This is a genomic window from Streptomyces sp. NPDC005574, from assembly GCF_040605435.1.
Classification (GTDB): domain Bacteria; phylum Actinomycetota; class Actinomycetes; order Streptomycetales; family Streptomycetaceae; genus Streptomyces.
In genome coordinates, this window is the sequence record NZ_JBEXCW010000340.1 from 1 (window position 1) to 1240 (window position 1240).

The following is a 1240-nucleotide window of genomic DNA, read 5'->3' on the forward strand; positions in this document are numbered from 1 at the left end:
AACTGGTGCCCGTCCGCACGACCACCTGCTGAATCACCCACCAGCCAACTCCCCAGGCCAACACGCCCCATGATCAATCGCGGGGCAGCCCGTAAGGGCACTCCCGGCGCTACTGGCTGCAGATCACCGCCCTGCACAGCCTGCTCGCCCCATTTCTTCGCATGGCAATGGAGGGGCGGGACCCGGGGGGTGGGTCCCGCCCCTCCTTTGTGGTGGCCCGGCCGCTGGCTCCCCCGTGCGGTCGGGCCGGCCGGCCCTGGCCCGGTCGTCAGGAAGCGGGCGGGGCCGGCAGCATGGGGGGTCAGGCGGCGGTCAGGCGTGCCCAGTGGGTGGTGCCGCCGTGGGGGTGGCAGTGGGTGCCGTGGGCGTCGGCGAGCATGTCGACGATGGTCAGGCCGCGGCCGTGCTCGTCCTCGGTGCAGGAAGCGGTCCAGGGGCCTTCCTGCTCGGCGGGACCGCCGTCGCTGACACCGACCCAGACGCGGCTGCCGACCGCTTCGCGGTGCAGGTGCAGGGCGAGAGGGCCCTGGGCGTGCTCGACAGCGTTGGTGACCAGTTCGGAGACCACCAGCACCACCGCATCGGTGGCCTCGGCGCCCGTGTGCCACTGCTCCAGTACTGCCTGGGCGAGGTGCCGAGCCGTGCTTGCTGCCTCGGGGCGGTGTTCCAGCGCTCGGGTCACGTCCCGGCCGTGATCGCCCGCGGGCCGACGGGGTGCGGGAATCCGCGCCACCTGGTCACCCATGCCGGCTGCGGGGACGGACTGGGGGACTGTCGTGCTGCCACCGGACTGGCCGGTGAGGCGGCGGTCGTAAGCGGTGGCATACATGACGATCACTTCCGAAACAGGTGTCTGGTTCGTGACCCTGAGGTGGGTCCCGAGGGTTCTTCCACTGACCACCCTCCTCCCGCCCGTCCACGCAACCCTGAGCAAGCTGTACTCAAACGGACATAAAGGAGCGAGGTGTCGTGATACTTCTGCCCCATTCCTCGCTGAACTCAAGAAGCAGCTGGTGGCCGCGCCCTCAGCCGGCGGACAGGCTTCAGTGCATTCGCGATCTTGTCCCACACGTGCCGCCCCACTTCGAGCCCGGCCTTCGGTTCAAAACCCTCAGCTACTGTCAACGGCCATGTAGTTCTACATGGAAGCCGTCAAGAAACAACCTGGTGGTTATCGGTGCCGACTGAGGTGAGCAGGTCGGCTGCGGTGGGGTGTCGGTGCTCGGCGGGGACGATGTCG

1 protein-coding gene is annotated in these 1240 nt (G+C 68.7%); it reads right to left on the bottom strand.

What is annotated here, in order from left to right; all coding sequences use genetic code 11:
* Positions 1-301: 301 nt before the first annotated feature.
* Entirely contained in the window at positions 302-829 is a 528-nt protein-coding gene (locus tag ABZT03_RS44615) for an ATP-binding protein (protein WP_356050078.1), read from the bottom strand.
* Positions 830-1240: the final 411 nt, after the last annotated feature.

Coding starts and splice junctions, on each gene's coding strand:
- ABZT03_RS44615 (WP_356050078.1), bottom strand. CDS start 829: ATGTATGCCACCGCTTACGACCGCCGCCTCACCGGCCAGTCCGGTGGC.